Source organism: Roseateles sp. P5_B10 (assembly GCF_056400485.1).
Genome location: NZ_JBFULE010001696.1, coordinates 1 through 551, shown reverse-complemented (window position 1 = coordinate 551; position 551 = coordinate 1). Strand labels below are relative to the sequence as shown.

The 551-nt window shown below is 64.4% G+C and carries 1 protein-coding gene; it reads right to left on the bottom strand.

What is annotated here, in order from left to right; all coding sequences use genetic code 11:
* Window positions 1–154: 154 nt before the first annotated feature.
* Window positions 155–551, bottom strand: a 397-nt coding sequence (locus AC1DU6_RS35400) for a hypothetical protein (RefSeq protein ID WP_477863265.1), incomplete at its 5' end; no start/stop codon positions are given.

The following is a 551-nucleotide window of genomic DNA, read 5'->3' as shown; positions in this document are numbered from 1 at the left end:
GCCGATGCTGGCGCAGAATGCCGCCGTGCTGCCTTTGCCGTTCGAGCCGGCGACGACGACGGAATGTTTGCGCAGCCTGATACGGTCGATGGACAGCGCATCGAGCAGCAGGGACAGCCGCGCGAGGCAGAGGCCGTCGCCATATTTGGGCAGGTTAAACATCGAGCAGGCCGATCGCCGTGAATGTATGTCGCCAGATGCGCAGGATCAGATCCTCGCGGCCGCTGTCTTCGAGAAAGCGGATCGAGGGATTGGCATTGACCTCGATCACGCGCAAGGCCGCAGCATCGCCGTCGATATCCGTAAACAGGTCGACCGCGCCAGCGCGCAGGCCGAGCGCCTTGGCGGCCTGCAGCGCCATCGCAAAGGCGACAGTCTCGTTGCCCGGTGCAGCAAAGCTCATGCTACCGCCTGCGCTGCGGTTCATCCGGCCGGGAATCGCGCGTCGCTCACCATATGGCAGCACGCGATCGAGGGAGGTGTCGTCGGGATCTGTGGTGGCTGACGAAATGCCGTGGCGGTCCAGCGTGGACGTCTCCGCGGCGATCAAT